The organism is Streptomyces sp. NBC_00193, assembly GCF_026342735.1.
Taxonomy (GTDB): Bacteria; Actinomycetota; Actinomycetes; order Streptomycetales; family Streptomycetaceae; genus Streptomyces; species Streptomyces stoeckheimensis.
The window spans coordinates 600748-620650 of the sequence record NZ_JAPEMM010000001.1 but is presented as its reverse complement, the minus strand read 5'-3'; the positions used below and the strand labels follow the sequence as shown (position 1 = coordinate 620650).

The 19903-nt window shown below is 72.6% G+C and carries 13 protein-coding genes and 1 riboswitch; of the genes, 9 read left to right on the top strand and 4 right to left on the bottom strand.

The features are described 5' to 3' along the window. The first annotated feature begins 4 nt into the window (after positions 1-4). Together OG898_RS02505 and OG898_RS02500 are read left to right on the top strand one after the other, a co-directional pair. The gene (locus tag OG898_RS02505; RefSeq protein ID WP_250746509.1) at positions 5-880 is read left to right on the top strand and encodes a carbohydrate ABC transporter permease; all 876 of its coding nucleotides are present in this window, start codon (positions 5-7) and stop codon (positions 878-880) included. 53 nt (positions 881-933) lie between these two features. Then, the gene (locus OG898_RS02500) at positions 934-2541 is read left to right on the top strand and encodes an alpha-amylase family glycosyl hydrolase (RefSeq protein ID WP_266954719.1); all 1608 of its coding nucleotides are present in this window, start codon (positions 934-936) and stop codon (positions 2539-2541) included. Between the two features lie 150 nt (positions 2542-2691). Here OG898_RS02500 and OG898_RS02495 read toward each other — a convergent pair whose 3' ends face one another. Beyond that, entirely contained in the window at positions 2692-3954 is a 1263-nt protein-coding gene (locus OG898_RS02495; RefSeq protein ID WP_266954717.1) for a citrate synthase, read from the bottom strand. 55 nt (positions 3955-4009) lie between these two features. Here OG898_RS02495 and OG898_RS02490 point away from each other — a divergent pair, with 55 nt between their 5' ends. Together OG898_RS02490 and OG898_RS02485 are read left to right on the top strand one after the other, a co-directional pair. Continuing rightward, a complete protein-coding gene (locus tag OG898_RS02490; protein WP_266954715.1) occupies positions 4010-5185 on the top strand; it encodes a citrate synthase/methylcitrate synthase in 1176 nt (391 codons plus the stop codon). 20 nt (positions 5186-5205) lie between these two features. Further along, positions 5206-6372 (top strand): GTP-binding protein, encoded by a 1167-nt coding sequence (locus OG898_RS02485; protein ID WP_266954713.1) that lies wholly within the window; start codon positions 5206-5208, stop codon positions 6370-6372. Positions 6373-6390: 18 nt separating this feature from the next. Here OG898_RS02485 and OG898_RS02480 read toward each other — a convergent pair whose 3' ends face one another. Beyond that, a complete protein-coding gene (locus OG898_RS02480) occupies positions 6391-8478 on the bottom strand; it encodes a restriction endonuclease (RefSeq protein WP_250746499.1) in 2088 nt (695 codons plus the stop codon). 118 nt (positions 8479-8596) lie between these two features. Next, a complete protein-coding gene (locus OG898_RS02475; RefSeq protein WP_250746497.1) occupies positions 8597-11053 on the bottom strand; it encodes a DNA topoisomerase (ATP-hydrolyzing) subunit A in 2457 nt (818 codons plus the stop codon). Between the two features lie 253 nt (positions 11054-11306). Here OG898_RS02475 and OG898_RS02470 point away from each other — a divergent pair, with 253 nt between their 5' ends. The 4 genes from OG898_RS02470 to OG898_RS02455 all read left to right on the top strand — a co-directional run bounded on the left by OG898_RS02470 (position 11307) and on the right by OG898_RS02455 (position 16152). After that, a complete protein-coding gene (locus OG898_RS02470; protein WP_266954708.1) occupies positions 11307-12674 on the top strand; it encodes a pitrilysin family protein in 1368 nt (455 codons plus the stop codon). Positions 12675-12706: 32 nt separating this feature from the next. Beyond that, positions 12707-14074 carry a pitrilysin family protein gene (locus OG898_RS02465; RefSeq protein ID WP_250746559.1) on the top strand — a complete coding sequence of 456 codons (1368 nt, stop codon included), beginning with the start codon at positions 12707-12709 and terminating at the stop codon, positions 14072-14074. A 227-nt stretch (positions 14075-14301) separates the two neighbouring features. After that, a riboswitch (cyclic di-AMP (ydaO/yuaA leader) is annotated at positions 14302-14461 on the top strand. 12 nt (positions 14462-14473) lie between these two features. Further along, the gene (locus OG898_RS02460) at positions 14474-15280 is read left to right on the top strand and encodes a M23 family metallopeptidase (protein WP_250746487.1); all 807 of its coding nucleotides are present in this window, start codon (positions 14474-14476) and stop codon (positions 15278-15280) included. A 206-nt stretch (positions 15281-15486) separates the two neighbouring features. Further along, complete coding sequence (locus OG898_RS02455) at positions 15487-16152, top strand: GntR family transcriptional regulator (protein ID WP_250746485.1); 666 nt, start codon at positions 15487-15489, stop codon at positions 16150-16152. A gap of 315 nt (positions 16153-16467) precedes the next feature. On the opposite strand, the gene OG898_RS02450 is transcribed toward OG898_RS02455, so the two are convergent. Continuing rightward, positions 16468-16749 carry an HPr family phosphocarrier protein gene (locus OG898_RS02450; RefSeq protein ID WP_250746483.1) on the bottom strand — a complete coding sequence of 94 codons (282 nt, stop codon included), beginning with the start codon at positions 16747-16749 and terminating at the stop codon, positions 16468-16470. A 185-nt stretch (positions 16750-16934) separates the two neighbouring features. Here OG898_RS02450 and OG898_RS02445 point away from each other — a divergent pair, with 185 nt between their 5' ends. Next, a complete protein-coding gene (locus OG898_RS02445; RefSeq protein ID WP_266954705.1) occupies positions 16935-19871 on the top strand; it encodes a bifunctional GNAT family N-acetyltransferase/acetate--CoA ligase family protein in 2937 nt (978 codons plus the stop codon). The last annotated feature ends 32 nt before the right edge of the window (positions 19872-19903 follow it).

Here is a 19903-nt window from a genome sequence, read left to right as displayed (position 1 = left end):
CCACATGTCAGAGCGCACGCTGATATCCCCGGCCCAACTCGGCCGCACCCGAGGCAAGATCGCCTACTGGACCGTCCTGGCCGTGGTCGTGATCGGCTTCACGGTCGTCTTCCTCGGGCCCCTCTACTGGATGGTCGCCAACGGCCTCAAGAGCACCGCGGAGTTCACCCAGGTCCCGCCGACCGTGGTCCCGGACTCCCTGCACGCCGAGAACTATTCGGCGGCCTGGAAGGTCATGGACCTCGCCAAGCTCCTGTTCAACACCCTCTACTACGCGTTCGGCGCCCTGGCCTTCCAGCTCGTCCTCGACGTGGCCGCCGCCTACTCGCTGTCCAAGCTCCGGCCGGTCTTCGGCAAGGCCGTCCTCGGCATGATGCTGGCGACGCTGATGATCCCGGCCACCGTCCTCGTCGTACCGCAGTACCTCACGGTCCTGGACATGCCGCTCATCGAGCGGAACCTGCTCAACACGCCCTGGGTGATCTGGCTGCCCTCGGTCACGAACGCCTTCAACATCTTCCTTCTGAAACGATTCTTCGACTCCATCCCCGGCGAGATCCTCGATGCCGCCGCCATCGACGGAGCCTCCTCCCTGCGCACCCTGCGCTCCGTGGTCCTGCCGATGTCCCGGCCCGTCCTCGGCGTCGTGTCGATCTTCGCCATCGTCGGGGTCTGGAAAGACTTCCTCTGGCCCATGCTCACCCTCCCCGACCCGGCCCTGCAGACGCTCAACGTCGGCATCTACTCGCTCGCCAGGGGAGTGCCCGAGAACCATCTCGTCGCCGCGCTCGCGATGGCCTCGGCGCCCACGCTCATCATCTTCCTGATCTTCCAGCGCAACATCATGAGCGGCCTGACGGCAGGCTCCCTCAAGGGGTGAGCACCACCCCGCACCGCCGCCGTGCCCGGTCGCCCCCCTGAAAGGACCCCTCCGTGGCTGACTTTCCCCTGCCCGAAAACGCCGCCGACTGGTGGCGCTCGGCCGCCATCTACCAGGTGTACGTACGGAGCTTCGCCGACGGCGACGGGGACGGCACCGGTGACCTCGTGGGCGTCCGCGCCCGCCTCCCCTACCTCGCCGAACTGGGCGTCGACGCCCTGTGGTTCACCCCCTGGTACCTCTCCCCGCTCGCCGACGGCGGCTACGACGTCGCCGACTACCGCACCATCGACCCCGCCTTCGGCACCCTCGCCGAAGCCGAGAAGCTCATCGCCGAGGCCCGTGAACTGGGCATCCGCACCATTGTCGACATCGTCCCGAACCACGTGTCCGACCAGCACGCCTGGTTCAAGGCCGCCCTCGCCGCCGGCCCCGGCAGCCCCGAGCGGGAGCTCTTCCACTTCCGCCCCGGCCGCGGGGAGCACGGCGAACTGCCCCCGGGGGACTGGCCCTCGCAGTTCAACGGAGCCGCCACCTGGACGCAGGTACCGGACGGGGAGTGGTACCTGCACCTCTTCACCCCCGAGCAGCCCGACCTCAACTGGGACCACCCCGCCGTCCGCCGGGAGCACGAGGAAGTCCTGCGGTTCTGGTTCGAACGCGGCGTGTCCGGCGTACGGATCGACTCCGCGGCCCTGCTCGCCAAGGACCCGGCCCTGCCCGACCTGGCAGGCCGCTCGCCCGAGCCGTGGCCCGGGGAGGTGCACCCGTACATCGACCGCGACGACCTGCACGCCATCTACCGTTCCTGGCGGGCCATCGCCGACGAGTACGGGGCCATCTTCGTCGGCGAGGTCTGGCTGCCGGACTCCGAGCGCTTCGCCCGCTACCTGCGCCCCGACGAGCTGCACACCGCCTTCAACTTCTCCTTCCTCAGCTGCCCGTGGGACGCCGGCCGGCTGCGCACCTCCATCGAGGAGACCCTCGCCGAGCACGCCCCGGTCGGAGCCCCGGCCACCTGGGTGCTGTGCAACCACGACGTGACCCGTACGGTCACCCGCTACGGGCGTGCCGACACCGGCTTCGACTTCGCCACCAAGGCCTTCGGGACCCCCGCGGACCTGGCCCTCGGCACCCGGCGGGCCCGCGCCGCCGCGCTGCTCACCCTCGCCCTCCCCGGCGCCGTCTACGTCTACCAGGGCGAGGAACTGGGGCTTCCCGAGGCCGAGATCCCGCTCGGCCGCATCCAGGACCCGATGCACTTCCGCTCCGGCGGCACCGACCCCGGCAGGGACGGGTGCAGGGTCCCGCTGCCGTGGACCGCCGAGCCGTGGAACGAGCCCTGGCTGCCCCAGCCCGCGGACTGGCCCGCGTACGCCGCGGACCGCCAGGCCGGGGACCCGGACTCGATGCTCACCCTCTACCGGACGGCCCTCGGACTGCGCCGGGCCGCGGCCGGCTTCGGCGGGGGATCGCTGGAGTGGCTGCCCGCGCCGCCCGGAGTGCTCGCCTTCGGCCGCCCCGACGGGCTGGTCTGCGTGGCCAACCTGTCCCCGGAGCCGGTCCCGCTGCCGGCCCACACGAGCCTCCTGCTGAGCAGTTCCGCGCTGGATGCGGACGGGCTGCTCGGACAGGACACGGCGGTCTGGCTGCGGACCTGACGCCGCAGCCGGACCGCCGGTACCACCTGTTTCCCGCGCCCCACCTCGTAGAGCCGCCCGTGCACACCCCCGCACCGCATGGAGAGGTCGGCGAGTTCGAGGCCTACGCCGGCTGAGCCCGGGCTCCTCCTGCCGGGAACACCCCGCCCGTCACGGCAACGGCTGTGGCGGGCGGGGTCCGTGGTACTGCCCGCTCGGTCGCATCCGCAGCGGGCGCTCCTCGTACTCCTCCAGCGCGTGCGCGATCCAGCCGGCCGTACGGGCCACCGCGAAGACCGTCTCCCCGGCCTCCGGGGCCATCCCGCAGGAGACCGTCAGCACCGCGAGCGCCAGGTCCACGTTGGGGTACAGGCCGCCGCCGTGCCGGGCCATCACCCCGGCGACCTCGCGCGCCGCGCCCAGCGCCGGACCGGCCTGCGCCAGCGGCTCCAGCCGGGCGAACAGCGCCGTCGCCCGCGGATCCTCGCCCTCGTACAGCCGGTGCCCGAGCCCGGGCACCCTGCGTCCGGCCCGCAGGTACTCCGCCACCACCGGAGCCGCGCCGCCGCGCTCCAGCACCTCCCCCAGCATCCGGTGCGCGAGCCGCCCGGCCGCTCCGTGCAGGGGGCCTTCGAGCGCGCCGAGCCCGGCCGAGACCACCGCGTACGGATGCGCGCGCGCCGACGCGGCCACCCGTACGGCCAGGGTCGAGGCGGCCAGGTCGTGGTCCGTCAGCAGGGCCAGGGCCAGATCCAGGACGGCCAGTGCGTCCGGATCGGGGTCCAGGGCGGTGAGCCGGGGCCACAGCTGCCGGGAGAGGCGGCCGTCCCCGCCCCACTGTGCCGGCCCCACCTCGGGCAGGGCGCCGACCAGGGTGGGGATGAGGGCGCGCGCGGAGCCCAGTACGGACGGCCCGGACAGGTCGAAGCGCAGCGGGTCGGCGACCGCCGCGGCGGCGACGGCCACCCGCAGCCGGTCGATCGGACCGCTGTGCTCGGGCAGTGCGGCGACCGCCCGGCGGGCCGCGGCGAGGGACTCCGGGGGAGCGGTGAACCGGGCCCCGCGCACCAGGGTCCCCGTCCAGAGCCACTCGGCGACCTCCTCGTAGCGGTACCGCGAGGCCAGTTCCACGGCGTCCACGCCACGGAAGTAGTACCGGTCGGACTCGATGAGGGTGAGCGCGGTGCGTACGGAGAGCTCCCCGGCGGAGGCGGCGGGAGCGGCGAACCCGGGGGGACCCGCGGCCTCGCGCCGGCTGCGCCGGGCCAGGGCCTCCACCTCGCGGGCGTCGAAACTGCTGGAGCGTCCGACCGGGTCGCGGCGGCTCGTGAGCTGGCCGCGGCTGACGTACGCGTACACGGTCGCGGGCTTCACCCCCAGCAGCCGGGCCGCTTCCTGGGTGCCGATCCTTCGCTCACCGGGCTCGTCGTCCATGACGCACACCCTACATATATTGATGCGATCAATATTGACAGTGATTGAGTCCATCATGGATGGTCGATCCATGAACACCACCGTCGCACCCGCCGAAACCCCCCGCGGACTCGCGGGAGTCGTGGTCACCGAGACCCAGCTCGGTGACGTGAGGGGCCGTGAGGGCTTCTACCACTACCGCCAGTACTCGGCGGTCGACCTCGCCGAGAGCCGCACCTTCGAGGACGTGTGGCACCTGATGTTCCGCGGCGCACTGCCCGCCGACGCCGCCGAGCGCGCGGCCTTCACTGCCGAGATCGCCCCGCTGCGCCGGCTCCCCGCCGAGGTCCGGGACGCCCTGCCGGCCCTGGCCCGCGCCACCGCCCTGTCCGGCCCGCTCTCCGGGCTGCGCACGGCGCTCTCCCTGCTCGGCGCCTTCGCGGGCTTCCGTCCGGTCTACGACCTGGCCCCCGAAGGCCGGGCCGCCGACGCGCTGGCAGCCTGCGCCGCCGTACCGACCCTGCTCACCGCCCTGTACCGGCTCGGTCAGGGGCTGGAGCCGGTGGAACCGCGGGACGACCTCCCGTACGCGGCCAACTACCTCTACATGCTGACCGGACGGGAACCCGAGCCGGTCCGGGCCCGCGCGGTGGAGCGGTACCTGATCTCCACGATCGACCACGGCTTCAACGCCTCCACCTTCACCGCCCGCGTGATCGCCTCCACCGGCGCCGACGTCGCGGCCTGCCTCACCGGGGCGATCGGCGCGCTCTCCGGCCCGCTGCACGGCGGCGCCCCCAGCCGGGCCCTGGACACCCTCGACGCCATCGGCACGGCGGACCGGATCGATCCGTGGATCCGCGAGCGCGTCCTCGCGGGCGACCGGATCATGGGCTTCGGGCACCCCGTCTACCGCACCGAGGACCCTCGCTCGCGGATGCTGCGCGGGATCGCCCTGGAGTTCGGCGGCCCGCTCGTGGAGTTCGCCGTGGAGGTCGAGCGGCACGTCGAGGAGATCCTCGCCGAGCTCAAGCCGGGCCGGGAGCTGCACACCAACGTGGAGTTCTACGCGGGCGTGGTCATGGAGCTGTGCGGGCTGCCGCGCGAGATGTTCACGCCGACCTTCTGCGCGGCCCGCGTGGTCGGCTGGAGCGCGAACGTCCTGGAACAGGCCGCCGACTCGAAGATCATCCGGCCGGCGGCCCGCTACACCGGTCCGACCCCGCCCCGGCCGGTGCCCGTCCTCGGCTGACGCTGGCTACGATCGACCGGGTGAACAGCATCCCCGTCATCGTCCTCGCCGGATTCCTCGGATCAGGCAAGACGACCGTCCTCAACCACCTCCTCGGCAACCGGGGCGGCACCCGGATCGGGGTCGTCGTCAACGACTTCGGCTCCATCGAGGTCGACGCGATGTCGGTGGCCGGCCAGGTCGGGGACTCGATGGTCTCCCTCGGCGGCGGCTGCCTGTGCTGCGCCGTGGACGGCAGCGAACTGGACGCGTACCTGGAGAAGCTCGCCGACCCCGTCCACCGCATCGACGTGATCGTCATCGAGGCGAGCGGGCTGGCGGAGCCGGAGGAGATGGTCCGGATGCTCGTCGCCAACGAGAACCCGGCCGTCCGGTACGGCGGCATGGTGCAGATCGTCGACGCGGCGGAGTTCGACGCGACCCGGGCCAGGCACCCCGAGACCGACCGGCACCTGGCCGTCGCCGACCTGGTGGTGCTCAACAAGACCGACCGGGTCGACGCCGCCGAACGCACCCGGATCGAGGCCGCGCTCGCCGCGCTCTGCGCACCGGGCATCCCGGTCGTCGGCGCGGACCACGGGCGGATCGACCCGGAGCTGCTCTTCGACCGCCGCCCGTGGACCGAGACGCGCGGCCAGCTGTCCTTCGAGGACCTGCTCGCCCAGGCACACGACCACGACGGCGATCACGACGGCGACCACGGCGGCGGTGATCACGCGGACCACGTCCACGCGGCCTACGAGGCCACGGAGTTCGTGTCCGAGCAGGCCCTCGGCCCGCGCCGGTTCATCGAGTTCCTCGACCGCCGCCCGGCCGGCCTCTACCGGATCAAGGGCTCCGTCTACTTCGGCGTCCCCGGCCACGAGGAGCGCTACGAGGTCCACGCGGTCGGCCGCTTCCTCCGCTTCGCCCCGCACCCCTGGGGCCGGGGCGAGCCGCGCCTGACGCAGCTCGTCCTGATCGGCTCGGGCACCGACGGCCCCGCCCTGCTCCGCGAACTGGAGAACTGCCGCGAACCGGAGCCGTGGCACGCGGCCCCGGAGAGCATGTGGGGCGTCCTGCGCTACGTGCACCGCCCGGCTCCGGAGCCGGCTCCGGAATCCGACCAGGACCCGGACCAGGACCCGGACCAGGACCCGGACCAGGACCCGGACCCGGAGGATCATCCCGATCCCGAGGACTTCTAGCGGCCGCCCCGCGCGGGGTCAGGCGACCTCGATGCCGAAGTCGCCGAGCAAGGGCTCCAGTCCGCCCGGGTAGCCCTTGCCGCCGAGGACGAAGTCCCAGTCGCCGCCCGGGCGGCGCCGGAAGGAGCCGAGGACCAGGGCGGTTTCGCCGGCGCGGCCGTCGGAGACCTCCAGCCGGCCCAGTTCCTCGCCACCCGCCCCCAGCAGCCGGATCCGGGCGTCGGTGAAGCCGGCCAGATCGGCGTGCGGATCGGCCTCGGGGTCGATCGCGGCGACGAGGACCAGCCGGTCGGACCGCTGCGGCAACGCGTCGAAGGCGACCAGCAGCGCCGCCTTGTCCGGTGCCGCGTGCGCGTGGGTCCGTACCGAACCGTCCGGGGTGTTCGGGTTGTTGAAGAACACGAAGTGGTCCTCGCTCAGCACCCGGTTGCCTTCGCAGACCAGCGCGCACACGTCCAGCGCGACCGACCCCGCCCAGGACATGCCGAGCACGTTGTGGTCCGCGGCGGGCTCCGGCTCGGCCGTCCGCTGGGCCGGGACCGAGGGCGCCGCGCCCGGGCCGAGGCGGCCGCGCAGTCCGTGCCGGTGCAGCAGCTCCACGAGGGCGGCCCCGTGCACCAGCTCCAGCGGCTTGCCGTCGGCGAAGGTGTACGACGTGGGTCCGAAGGTCGCGGTGGTGACCAGCACGCCCTTGTTCGCCCCCTTGTCCTGCACCGTGCCGTAGAGGTCCCGGACGGCCGTCGGCGACACGGTGTTGCGGTAGCGCTTGACCTGCACCACGATCCGTCCGCCCGTGATCGGGGACGGGTCGTTCGCCTCGATGTCCACCCCGCCGTCGCCCGAGCGCTGCGTGGTCACCGCCTCCATGCCCATCGCCCGGAACAGCTCGGCGACCAGGTTCTCGAAGGCGATCGGGTCCATCGCGAAGAGGTCCGGCTCCTCCTCGTCGCGGTCCGCGTGCCCTCCGTGACGGACGACGCCGCCCACCTCGCCGGGCCGGCGCTCCGGGCGCACGGCGGCGGGCTGGTCGGGCCGCGGCGACAACTGCCCGCCCAGCCCCTCCACCAGACAGTCCACCGCGCTCACCAGCTCCAGCCGCAGACCGGTGAAGGCCGCCCGGGGCGCCGACACCGAGGCGAGCACGAGCTGCGCCTCCCGCCCGGTCACCGGATCGTGGGCGTCCACGAAGCCGTTGACGACGACGGAGTCCAGTACGTCGAACTCGTCGGCCGCGTACAGATCGCGCACCACCAGCAGCACGCACTGCGCCAGCAGGTCCCGGTAGATCGCCCGCCGCTGCGTGACCGGGCGGGCCGTCTCCTTGTCCTGGTCCGTGCTCGGCACGTACCGCACCGACTTGGCCTCCGGCACCACCTCGTAGCCGGGCAGCTCCCAGTCCAGCACCAGCTGGCGGCGCGCCGGGTCGTAGGCCGCCGACACCTGTCGCGGCAGGTTCTCCGGCCAGCCGGCCGAGGCGTACAGGGCCGCCGAGAAGTACTCCACCGCGGCCTCCGCGTCGCCCGCGCGCAGCGCCCCGGCCAGCTCGGTGAGCCCGCCGTTGTGCGCGCGGATCCCGGCGAGCTGCTCCGCCGCCCAGCGGTCGTACTGCTGCCGGTACGCCGCCAGCTGCTGCTGCCGCTGCGCCTCCGCGGCCTGCGCCGCCTGCCAGGCCTGCGTGTACCGGGCGTGCGCCTCCCGCTCCGCCTGCGCCCGCCGGTTCGAGCCCAGCGTCCAGCCGCTGCTCTGCTGCTGGAAGTGGTGCAGCTGCGGCAGCGGCACGGGGTGCGCCAGGGTCCCCGGATCGAAGGGGTCGAGCCGCTCGGGCCTGACCAGCGAGGCCAGCCGGAACGCCGGGGCCCGGCAGCCCGCGGCCAACAGCCCCTGCAGGGCCGCGACCCGGGCGTCGAGCTGCTCGGTCGCCCGCCGGGCCTGGGCCTCGCGGTGCTGTTTGCGGGCGGCCTGCTGCTCGCGCTGACCCCGGGCCACGTCCCGTTCGTACGTCCGCTGCCGGCGTTCCGCCTCGCGCTGCTGGATCAGCTGCGTCTGCTGCGTCCGGCGCTGGGCCTCGGCCCAGTCACTGATCAATCCGCCCGACCGACGATTCATCAGTTCTGTGTCTCCCCGCCCCGCCCAACAGTGCCAAGAGGGAAAACACTAGTCGCCATTCGGGTGGTACGTCCCCCGGACGTACCACCCGAATGATCGCGTACTGCCTACGGCCTTCCTACAGCGCCGCACCCGCCAGCGCCGCGACCACGGCCGGCAGGGCCGTGCCCGAGCCGTCGCGGCGCGGGTCGACCGCGGGCAGCGCGGCCGGAGTGCCGTTCGCCGCCGCCGCGCGGACCGGGGAACCGCCCGCCCAGGCCAGCAGCAGGACGTCCTCGCCCTTCAGGAAGCGCTGGCAGCGCACGCCGCCGGTGGCCCGGCCCTTGCGCGGGTACTGGTCGAACGGCGTCAGCTTCCCGGACTGCATCGAGTCGTCCAGCGTCCCGTGCGAGCCCGCCACCGTGAACACCACGGCCTCCCGCGCTGGGTCCACCGCCGAGAAGTGGATCACCTTGGCGCCGTCCGCGAGCTTGATGCCCGCCATGCCGCCCGCGGGGCGGCCCTGCGGGCGGACCTGGCCCGCCGGGTAGCGCAGCAGCTGGGCGTCGTCGGTGATGAAGACGAGGTCCTCCTCGCCCGTGCGCAGCTCGACCGCCCCGATGATCCGGTCACCGTCCTTGAGGGTGATGACCTCCAGCTCGTCCTTGTTGGCCGGATAGTCGGGCACGACCCGCTTGACCACGCCCTGCTCGGTGCCGAGCGCCAGGCCCTGCCCCGACTCGTCCAGCGAGGTCAGGCAGACGACCGTCTCGTCGGCCTCCAGTCCGGAGAGGAACTCCGAGACCGGGGCCCCGCCCGCCAGGTTCGGCGCGGCGTGGGTGTCGGGCAGTTGCGGCAGGTCGATCACCGACAGCCGCAGGAGCCGGCCGTACGAGGTGACCACGCCGATGTCCGCCCGCGCGGTCGCCGCGACCTGCGAGACGATCAGGTCGTGCTTGGCGCGCGCGCCGCCCTCCTCCTCGGGAAGCGGGTCGGCGTTCGGCGTGCGGGCGAGCAGTCCGGTGGAGGACAGCAGCACCCGGCACGGGGTGTCCTCGACCTCGAGGGGGACCGCCGCGACCGGCGTCCCCGCCGATTCCAGCAGCACCGTACGGCGCTCCGTGCCGAACTTCTTCGACACCGCGGCCAGTTCCGCCGAGACCAGCTTGCGCAGCTCGCTGTCGGAGTCCAGGATCCCGGTCAGCTCGTCGATCTCGCCGGCCAGCCGGTCGCGCTCGGACTCCAGCTCGATCCGGTCGAAGCGGGTGAGCCGGCGCAGCGGGGTGTCCAGGATGTACTGGGTCTGGATCTCGCTCAGCGAGAAGCGCTCCATCAGGCGCTCCTTGGCCTGCGCGGAGTTGTCGCTGTCCCGGATGATCCGGATGACCTCGTCGATGTCGAGCAGCGCCACGAGCAGGCCCTCGACGAGGTGCAGCCGGTCGCGCCGCTTGCCGCGGCGGAACTCGCTGCGCCGGCGGACGACCTCGAAGCGGTGGTCGAGGTAGACCTCCAGCAGCTCCTTGAGGCCCAGCGTCAGCGGCTGCCCGTCGACCAGGGCGACGTTGTTGATGCCGAAGGTCTCCTCCATCGGCGTCAGCTTGTACAGCTGCTCCAGGACGGCCTCGGGGTGGAAGCCGTTCTTGATCTCGATGACCAGGCGCAGGCCGTGCGAGCGGTCCGTGAGGTCCTTGACGTCCGCGATGCCCTGGAGCTTCTTCGAGCCGACCAGGTCCTTGATCTTCGCGATGACCTTCTCGGGACCGACCGTGAAGGGCAGTTCCGTGACGACCAGCCCCTTGCGGCGCGGGGTCACGTCCTCCAGGGCCACCGTGGCACGGATCTTGAAGGTGCCGCGGCCGTTCTCGTAGGCGTCCTTGATGCCCGAGAGGCCGACGATCCGGCCGCCCGTGGGCAGGTCGGGACCCGGTACGAAGCGCATCAGCGCGTCCAGGTCCGCCTCGGGGTAGCGGATCAGGTGGCGGGCGGCCGCGATGACCTCGCCGAGGTTGTGCGGGGCCATGTTGGTGGCCATGCCCACCGCGATCCCGGACGCGCCGTTGACCAGCAGGTTCGGGTAAGCGGCCGGAAGGACGACCGGTTCGCGCTCCTGGCCGTCGTAGTTCGCGGCGAAGTCGACGGTGTTCTCGTCGATCCCGTCCGTCATCAACGAGGCGGCGTCGGCCATCTTCGACTCGGTGTAACGCATCGCGGCCGGCGGGTCGTCGTTGCCGAGCGAGCCGAAGTTGCCGTGGCCGTCGACCAGCGGGAGCCGCATGGAGAAGGGCTGTGCCATGCGCACGAGGGCGTCGTAGATCGACGCGTCGCCGTGCGGGTGCAGCTTGCCCATGACCTCGCCGACGACACGGGCGCACTTCACGTAGCCGCGGTCGGGGCGCAGGCCCATCTCGTTCATCTGGTAGACGATGCGCCGGTGCACCGGCTTCATGCCGTCGCGGGCGTCGGGCAGGGCACGGGAGTAGATCACCGAGTACGCGTACTCGAGGAAGGAGCCCTGCATTTCGTCGACGACGTCGATGTCGAGGATCTTCTCCTCGAAATCCTCCGGCGGCGGGGTCTTCGTGCTGCGGCGGGCCATCGCTGCGCGGCTCCTTAACCAAGAATCGGGATGAGCTGAGCTCTCACGGGGTGGGGCGGGGGGTGGGACTGGGACGGGGCCGGTACGGGTGCGGACCGGTTTCGGACAGGGGTGACGCGGACCATTGTGGCCCGAGGCACCGACAACGCCGACTCCGACCCAGGACTGGGCCGGGAACTTCTCCGCCGGCCGACACGCTTGCATACAGTGGCAGGTCTGACAGGAATCTCTGCATCGCGATCGAAGGGACCACATGCCCATGGGTCACACGGCCACAGCTCACGCCGGCTCCGGCGGCCTCACAGCGACCGAGCACCGGCTGGCCAACGGCCTGCGCGTGGTGCTGTCCGAGGACCACCTGACCCCGGTCGCCGCGGTCTGCCTCTGGTACGACGTCGGCTCTCGCCACGAAGTCAAGGGACGTACGGGCCTGGCTCACCTCTTCGAGCACCTGATGTTCCAGGGCTCGAAGAACGTCTCCGGAAACGGCCACTTCGAACTGGTCCAGGGCGCCGGCGGCTCCCTCAACGGGACCACCAGCTTCGAGCGGACCAACTACTTCGAGACGATGCCGACCCACCAGCTGGAACTCGCGCTGTGGCTGGAAGCGGACCGGATGGGCTCGCTGCTGGCCGCCCTGGACGACGAGTCCATGGAGAACCAGCGCGACGTCGTCAAGAACGAGCGCCGCCAGCGGTACGACAACGTCCCGTACGGCACGGCCTTCGAGAAGCTGACGGCCCTGGCCTACCCGGAGGGCCACCCGTACCACCACACCCCGATCGGTTCCATGGCCGATCTGGACGCCGCGTCCCTGGAGGACGCGCGCGCGTTCTTCCGTACGTACTACGCGCCCAACAACGCGGTGCTCTCGGTCGTCGGCGACATCGACCCCGAGAAGACGCTCGCCTGGGTCGAGAAGTACTTCGGCACCATCCCCGGCCACGACGGCAAGCAGCCGCCGCGCGACGGCTCGCTGCCCGAGATCATGGGCGAGCAGCTGCGCGAGGAGGTCGTCGAGGAGGTTCCGGCCCGCGCGCTGATGGCGGCCTACCGGCTCCCGCACGACGGCACCCGCGAGTGCGACGCCGCCGACGTGGCGCTGACCGTCCTGGGCAGCGGCGAGTCCTCCCGTCTCCACAACCGCCTGGTGCGCCGCGACCAGAGCGCCGTCGCGGCCGGCTTCGGCATGCTGCGCCTCGCCGGCGCACCCTCGCTGGGCTGGCTGGACGTCAAGACCTCCAGCGGCGTCGAGGTGCCCGCCATCGAGGCGGCCGTGGACGAGGAGCTCGCGCGGTTCGCCGCCGAGGGCCCGACGGCCGAGGAGATGGAGCGCGCGCAGGCCCAGCTGGAGCGCGAATGGCTGGACCGGCTGAGCACGGTGGCCGGCCGCGCCGACGAACTGTGCCGCTTCGCGGTGCTGTTCGGCGACCCGCAGCTCGCCCTGACCGCCGTCCAGCGCGTCCTCGACGTCACCGCCGAGGAAGTGCAGGCCGTGGCCGCGGCCCGACTGCGCCCCGACAACCGGGCGGTGCTCGTCTACGAGCCGATCGCCTCTGATGACACCGACGAGACCGACGAGACCGACGCGAGCGACGAGAACGAGGGGGCGGAGCAGTGAGCGACACCGCAGCCGACACCGCAGCCGTCACGATGACCTTCCACCCGCGCCCCGAGGCCGGCGAGCCGCAACCGTGGGCCTTCCCGGCCCCCGAGCGCGGGGTCCTGGCCAACGGCCTGACCCTGCTGCGCTGCCACCGCCCGGGCCAGCAGGTGGTCGCGGTCGAGATCAACCTCGCCGCCCCGCTCGACGCGGAGCCCGAGGGCCTCGACGGCGTGGCCACGATCATGGTGCGCGCCCTGTCCGAGGGCACCGACAAGCGCTCCGCCGAGGAGTTCGCCGCCGAGCTGGAGCGCTGCGGCGCCACCCTCGACGCGCACGCCGACCACCCCGGCCTGCGGGTCTCCCTGGAGGTCCCGGCCTCCCGCCTGCACAAGGCGCTGGGGCTGGTCGCCGAGGCGCTGCGCGCGCCGGCCTTCGCCGACGCCGAGGTCGACCGCCTGGTGCGCAACCGGCTCGACGAGATCCCGCACGAGAGCGCCAACCCGCAGCGCCGCGCCGCCAAGCAGCTCTCGAAGGAGCTCTTCCCGGCCACCCTGCGGATGTCGCGCCCGCGTCAGGGCACCGAGGAGACGGTCGCCCGCATCGACTCCGCGGCCGTACGGGCCTTCTACGAGGCCCACGTGCGCCCCGCGACCGCCACCGCGGTGGTCGTAGGCGACCTGACCGGCATCGACCTGGACGCCGTCCTGGCCGACACCCTGGGCGCGTGGACCGGTGACACCACCGCCCCGCGCCCGGTCCCGCCGATCACCGCCGACGACACGGGCCGCGTGGTCATCGTGGACCGGCCCGGCGCGGTCCAGACGCAGCTGCTGATCGGCCGCATCGGCGCGGACCGGCACGACCGGGTCTGGGCGCCCCAGGTGCTCGGCACGTACTGCCTGGGCGGCACGCTCACCTCCCGGCTGGACAAGGTGCTGCGCGAGGAGAAGGGGTACACGTACGGCGTGCGCGCCTTCGGCCAGGTGCTGCGCTCCACCGCCGACGGCAAGGGCGCCTCGATGCTCGCCATCAGCGGCTCGGTGGACACCCCCAACACCGGCCCGGCCCTGGACGACCTCTGGACGGTGCTGCGCACCCTCGCGGAGGGCGGCCTGACCGACGCCGAACGGGACGTGGCCGTGCAGAACTTGGTGGGGGTGGCCCCGCTGAAGTTCGAGACGGCCGCCTCCGTCGCGGGCACGCTCGCCGACCAGGTCGAGCAGGAGCTGCCGGACGACTACCAGGCGCAGTTGTACGCGCGGCTCGCCGAAACCGGGACGGTGGAGGCCACTTCGGCGGTCGTCAACGCCTTCCCGGTGGACCGTCTGGTCACGGTCCTGGTCGGCGACGCCTCGCAGATCGAGGAGCCGGTGCGGGCCCTCGGGATCGGCGACGTGACCGTGGTCACCAACTGATCGTCAGTTGATCTCCGGTGGGCCGTCAACTGGCCCGCCGCTCAAGGGGCTCCGGCGGCTTGTCCGCCGGAGCCCCTTTTGTCCTTTATTTGGGCTTTAGTGGTGTGGTTGCTTGTATGCGGTGTGGCGTACGCAACAAAAGGGCGTGTCTGTTTGGCGATTGACTGATGATCCGCCTAGCGTCGGCCGTGCTGTTCGTCAGTTGTAACCGCCGCGTCCGCGGCACCGGACAGCGATCGCCGAGTCCCCGTCAGGCGCGAGCCTGGGGAGCCGGGGACCCACTTGTGTCCCTGGGGTGAATCGGACCGCCTCGCAAGAGGGGGCCCGTAGGAGACCTTCCTGCTCCGAACCCGTCAGCTAACCCGGTAGGCGAGAGGGAAGGAAAGGATCAACCCCTTCATGGCGTTTGGCAGTCGTGCCGCCGGTTCCGGTTCCGGCAAGCACCGTGGTTCGAGTCGTCTCAGCCGCAGGACCGCCGGCTACGCCGGCATAGCCGCCCTCGCCACCACTGGTGTCGTCGGCTCCCTGGCCGGTCCCGCGTTCGCCGCGGACCAGGCCCCCTCCATCGAGGACACCGGCACCCTCAACACCATCGTGGTGGCCGACGAGCTCGCCGGTGACGTCGAGGCCCAGGCCCAGTCCCAGCAGCGGGCCGCCGAGGCCGCCGCCGCCAAGGCGCAGGCCGAGGCCGACGCCAAGCAGCGGGCAGCCGAGGCCAAGGCGAAGGCCGAAGCCCAGGCCAAGGCCGAGCGCGAGGCCGCCGAGCGCGCCGCCCGCGAAGAGGAGCGCAAGCGCCTCAACACCTTCGTCTCCCCGCTCGACGACACCTACGTCAGCACCCAGTACCACGCGGGTGGCGGCATGTGGTCCTCCGGCAGCCACACCGGCATCGACTTCCACGCCGCCTCCGGCACCGAGGTGCACGCCGTGGGCCTCGGCACCGTGGTCGAGGCGGGCTACGGCGGCGCGTACGGCAACAACGTCGTCATCAAGCACGCCGACGGCACGTACACCCAGTACGGCCACATGTCCTCGCTGAGCGTCTCCGTCGGCCAGCAGGTCACCCCGGGCCAGAAGATCGGCCTGTCGGGCTCCACCGGCAACTCCAGCGGCCCGCACCTGCACTTCGAGGCCCGCACCGGCGCCGACTACGGTACGGACATCAACCCGGTCACGTACCTGCGCTCGCACGGCGTCACCGTCTGACCCGCTGCGCTCCGCACCACACGTCTTCCGCGAAGGCCCCGGCTCTTTGAGAGCCGGGGCCTTCGTCGTGCTCCGTACCTCGTAACTCGTACTTCGTGCTGTGCGATGTGTGAATGTTTCGTATTTCCGGCCGTCCTCGGAAATTATCGTGTGTTGCAATAGAGTCGCAACGCGCACAGCCATACGAAAAAGGCGGAGGTCCGGTCTTGCGTATTCCCGCGCACACGGTATGCACAGCGATCCGCGACGACATCGTCTCCGGGGTGTTCGGGCCCGGCGCCCGGCTGACCGAGGAGGTGCTGGCCCGCCGGTACGGGGTCTCGCGCGTCCCGGTGCGCGAGGCGCTGCGCACGCTGGAGTCCGAGGGGTTCGTGACCACCCGCCGGCACGCGGGTGCCTGCGTGGCCGAGCCGACCGAACAGGAGGCCGCCGACCTCCTGGAGCTGCGGATGCTCCTGGAGCCCCTGGCGGCCGCCAGGGCGGCCCGCAGGCGCAGCGAGGCCCACCTCAAGGTGCTGCGCGGCCTGGTCAGGCTGGGCCAGGAGCGGGCCAGGAGGGGCCAGGGGGAGGATCTGCGGTCCCTGGGCGGCTGGTTCCACGAGACGCTCTCCCAGGCCTCGGGCAGTCCCGGGCTCATCGCGCTGCTCACCCAGATGCGTCACAAGGTGGCCTGGATGTACGTGGTGGAGGCCCCGGTGCGGCCCGTGGAGTCCTGGGCGGAGCACGGCGCGATCGTGGACGCGGTGGCCCGGGGCGACGCCGAGCGGGCCCGGGCGCTGACCGCGGCGCACGTGGACCGGGCGGCGGGGGCGCACCGGATGCGCGTGAGGACTTTGCAACCTGCCGTAAACACGGCAAGCGTTCCGCATTAACAAACCCCGTATACAAAGGGGGGATATCCGGGCCGGGTAATTCGGCTCGCGCACCCGGCGCCCCGCGCGGCTCTTGCTGCCCGAATTCCGGCTGCCCGAATTCCGGCTGCCCGAATTCCGGCTGCCCGAATTCCGGCGGCCGGAATGGAGTGCGCCGGAATGGAGTGCGCCAGAATGGCGCCGCGGGTATTTCAGGCCGGGCTCCCGTCCGTAAAGCAGTGAAGCCGTTGCCCTCGACCGTGGTGGTCGGGGGCAACGGCTTCGCCGTGCAAGTCCAGCAAGTCCAGCAAGTCCTGCGGGTCGAACCCGAAGGGGTCAGACGGTCTCGGGGAGCTCCTCGAGGCCCTCGGCGACCAGCTTCGCGAGGCGGTCCAGCGCGGCCTCGGCGCCGTCGGCCTCGGACGAGAGGACGATCTCCTCGCCGCCCTGGGCGCCCAGGCCCAGAACCGCCAGCATGGAGGCGGCGTTGACGGGGTCGCCGCCGGCCTTCGCGATGGTCACCGGGACGCCGGAAGCGGTCGTCGCGCGGACGAAGATCGAGGCGGGACGAGCGTGCAGGCCCTCGGCCCAGCCGACGTTGACGCGGCGCTCTGCCATGGTGATGCCCTTCAGGTTCTTACGGGTTGTCTAGACCAGTCTCTCACGACGTCCGGAATGGTCGAACCGACCTTCGGCCCGACTTTCCCGCCGTTCGACCTACCCCAGCTTGCCCTGATCCGAGCCAGCTTGCCCGATGCGCCGCGCCCAGGCCACTCGGAGCGTTCGAGCCTTAAGGTGACCCCATGACGACCGCGTCCGACCCCTCGTACCCGGATCACTGGGAAGCCGACGTCGTCCTTCGGGACGGCGGTACCGCCCGGATCCGGCCCATCACCACCGACGACGCGGGCCGGCTGGTCAGCTTCTACGAGCAGGTCTCGGACGAGTCCAAGTACTACCGGTTCTTCGCCCCCTATCCCCGGCTCTCCGACCGCGACGTGCACCGCTTCACGCACCACGACTACGTGGACCGGGTCGGCCTCGCCGCGACGATCGGCGGCGAGTTCATCGCCACCGTCCGCTACGACCGGATCGGCGCCGACGGCCGCTCGGCCACCGGGCCCTCCGACGAGGCCGAGGTCGCCTTCCTCGTCCAGGACGCCCACCAGGGACGCGGAGTCGCCTCCGCCCTGCTCGAACACATCGGCGCGGTGGCCCGCGAGCGCGGGATCCGCCGCTTCGCGGCCGAGGTGCTGCCCGCCAACAGCAAGATGATCAAGGTGTTCACCGACGCCGGCTACCAGCAGAAGCGCAGCTTCGAGGACGGCTCCGTCCACCTCACCCTCGACCTCGAACCGACCGCCGAGTCCCTCGCCGTCCAGCGCGCCCGCGAACAGCGCGCCGAGGCCCGCTCCGTCCAGCGGCTGCTGTCCCCCGGCTCGGTGGCGGTGATCGGGGTCAGCCGTTCCCTCGCGGGCGTGGGCGCGGCGGCCCTGCGCAACCTGCGCGACAGCGGCTTCCACGGCCACCTCTACGCCGTCAACGAGGCGGTCACCCGAGATCTGCTGGACGGCGTACGGGCCTACCCCACGCTCGGCGCCGTCGGCGCCCCGGTCGACCTCGCCGTCATCGCGGTCCCGGCGGACCGGGTCCCGGACGCGGTGGCGGCCTGCGGTGAACACGGGGTGCAGGGGCTGGTCGTGCTGTCCGCCGGATACGGGGAGAGCGGGCCCGAGGGCATGGCCCGCCAGCGCGAACTGGTGCGCCAGGTGCGCTCGTACGGGATGCGGCTGATCGGACCGAACGCCTTCGGGGTGATCAACACGGCCCCCGAGGTGGAACTGAACGCCTCCCTGGCCCCCGCTCCGGCCCCCGCGCGGGGAAGGGTCGGCCTCTTCACCCAGTCCGGGGCGATCGGCATCGCACTGCTCTCCGGGCTGCTGAGGCGCGGGGAGGGACTGTCCTCCTTCGTCTCCGCCGGGAACCGGGCCGACGTCTCCGGCAACGACATCCTCCAGTACTGGTACGACGACGAGGCGACCGATGTCGCGCTCATGTACCTGGAGACCCTGGGCAACCCGAGGAAGTTCACCCGGCTCGCCCGGCGCACCGCGGCCGTCAAGCCGGTGGTCGTCGCCAAGGGAGGCCGGCACACCCCCGCCGGACACGTGGTCCCCGGCACCAGGCTGCCCGAGGCGACGGTCTCGGAGCTGCTGCGGCAGGCCGGCGTCATCCGGGTCGACACGGTGACCGAGCTGGTGGACGTCGGCCTGCTGCTGGCCTCGCAGCCGGTACCGGCCGGGCCGCGGGTGGCCATCCTCGGCAACTCCGAATCGCTCGGCGTGCTCACCTACGACGCCTGCCTGACCGAGGGGCTGCGACCGCTGCCGCCGCTCGACCTGACCACGGCCGCCTCGCCGGAGGACTTCCGTACGGCCGTCTCCGCCGCGCTGGCCTCGCCGGACACCGACGCCGTCGTCGTCACCGCGATCCCCTGGGTGAGCGAGCACGCGCTCGCCGACGACCTGGCGGAGGCCCTGCGCGCGGCCGCCGCCGCGCACCCCGGCAAGCCGGTGGCGGTGGTCCACGTGGAGCTGGGCGCCCTCGCGGAGGCGCTCTCCGCGGCCACGGCCCCGACCGCCGCGACGGACCTCGCGGACGCACTGCCCGCCACGCTGCCGACGCCCGCGACGGCCCTGGCGGCCCTGGGCTCCGGGTCCGCCTCCGAAGCGGGGCCCGCCGCCGAGGCCGTGCCCGCTTCGGCCGCCGTGCCCGCCGCCGAAGCCGCGCCCGCCGCCGCTGCGGCGCCCTTCCGGCCGGAGCCGGCCTCCGAGGGGGCGGGGAGCGCGGCCGTGCCCGCTCCGGGCACCGCCCGGATCCCGAGCTACCCCGCCGCCGAGCGGGCCGTCAAGGCCGTCGCCGAAGCCGTCCGGTACGGGCAGTGGCGCCGGGGCGTCGCCGAGGTCGGGCAGGTGCCCGAGTTCGAGGACATCGACGAGAGCGGAGCCGCCGGGCAGCTCTCCCGCCTGCTGGCCGGCGTAGGGGAGGAGGAGGCGGCCACCCTGGACGACCCCGACGCCCGCGAGCTGCTCGCCCGGTACGGGATCCGGGTGCTCTCCACGCTCCCGGCCCCCAGCGCCGACGCCGCGGTCCGCGCCGCCCGGGTCCTCGGGTACCCCGTCGCCCTCAAGACCACCGCCCCGCACCTGCGCCACCGCGCCGACCTCGGCGGGGTCCGCCTCGACCTCACCACCGAGGCCGAGCTGCGCCGCTCGTACGAGGAGCTCACCCACGCGCTGGGCAAACCGCAGGAGCTGCTCCCCGTGGTCCAGTCGATGGTCCCGCGGGGCGTCGACACCGTCATCCGCTCCGTCATCGACCCCGCCGCCGGCGCCGTCCTGTCCTTCGGGCTCTCCGGGGTCGCCTCCGAACTCCTCGGCGACACCGCCCACCGGCTGGTTCCCGCCACGGACAAGGACGCGGCGAGCCTGATCCGCTCGATCCGCACCGCCCCGCTGCTCTTCGGCTGGCGCGGCAGCGACCCCGTGGACACCCCCGCCCTGGAGGAACTGCTCCTGCGCCTCTCCCGGCTCGTCGACGACCACCCCGAGGTCGTCGGTGTCGCCCTGGAGCCCGTCGTCGTCGCCACCGAGGGGCTGTCCGTGCTCAGCGCGACGGTCCGCGTCGCCCACCCGCCCGCCCGCGGCGACCTCGGCCCGCGGACCCTGCCCAGCTACTGAGGTCCGACGGGCCCCAGGGCGGCCGGGGCGCC

Excerpts from the sequence above, each read along its gene's own strand:
- OG898_RS02465 (WP_250746559.1), top strand. The coding sequence starts at position 12,707 with ATGACCTTCCACCCGCGCCCCGAGGCCGGCGAGCCGCAACCGTGGGCC.
- OG898_RS02460 (WP_250746487.1), top strand. The coding sequence starts at position 14,474 with ATGGCGTTTGGCAGTCGTGCCGCCGGTTCCGGTTCCGGCAAGCACCGT.
- OG898_RS02495 (WP_266954717.1), bottom strand. The coding sequence starts at position 3,954 with ATGGACGACGAGCCCGGTGAGCGAAGGATCGGCACCCAGGAAGCGGCC.
- OG898_RS02490 (WP_266954715.1), top strand. The coding sequence starts at position 4,010 with ATGGATGGTCGATCCATGAACACCACCGTCGCACCCGCCGAAACCCCC.
- OG898_RS02475 (WP_250746497.1), bottom strand. The coding sequence starts at position 11,053 with ATGGCCCGCCGCAGCACGAAGACCCCGCCGCCGGAGGATTTCGAGGAG.
- OG898_RS02505 (WP_250746509.1), top strand. The coding sequence starts at position 5 with ATGTCAGAGCGCACGCTGATATCCCCGGCCCAACTCGGCCGCACCCGA.
- OG898_RS02480 (WP_250746499.1), bottom strand. The coding sequence starts at position 8,478 with ATGAATCGTCGGTCGGGCGGATTGATCAGTGACTGGGCCGAGGCCCAG.
- OG898_RS02445 (WP_266954705.1), top strand. The coding sequence starts at position 16,935 with ATGACGACCGCGTCCGACCCCTCGTACCCGGATCACTGGGAAGCCGAC.
- OG898_RS02450 (WP_250746483.1), bottom strand. The coding sequence starts at position 16,749 with ATGGCAGAGCGCCGCGTCAACGTCGGCTGGGCCGAGGGCCTGCACGCT.
- OG898_RS02470 (WP_266954708.1), top strand. The coding sequence starts at position 11,307 with ATGCCCATGGGTCACACGGCCACAGCTCACGCCGGCTCCGGCGGCCTC.